This window comes from Shewanella electrica, assembly GCF_022321485.1.
Lineage (GTDB): Bacteria > Pseudomonadota > Gammaproteobacteria > Enterobacterales > Shewanellaceae > Shewanella > Shewanella electrica.
Genome location: NZ_JAKOGG010000808.1, coordinates 1 through 233 on the forward strand (window position 1 = coordinate 1; position 233 = coordinate 233).

The 233-nt window shown below is 45.9% G+C and carries 1 protein-coding gene; it reads right to left on the reverse strand.

Going from position 1 to position 233, the window contains the following annotated elements:
- Positions 1-47: 47 nt before the first annotated feature.
- Positions 48-233, reverse strand: a 186-nt coding sequence (locus tag L9G74_RS24695) for a hypothetical protein (protein WP_238899100.1), incomplete at its 5' end; no start/stop codon positions are given.

The window sequence follows — 233 nt, forward strand, 5'->3', positions numbered from 1 at the left end:
TGCAGCTATTATAGTACATGGCGAAATTCCTGTTAGAGTTGCCGTTTTCAAGAAGCTGCTGTTTGCATCACACGAACATTTTCCGCCAAGACACTGTCTAAACATGTCCACGTTCGAGCAGATCCTTCCACCAGTTGGATGTGTTGTGTTTTTGGGTGATGCTGCTTAATATCAGTCAGCGCTGCTGCCACAGAGGAATTGGATGTGGATGAAGAAATAGAGCCAGGGCGATA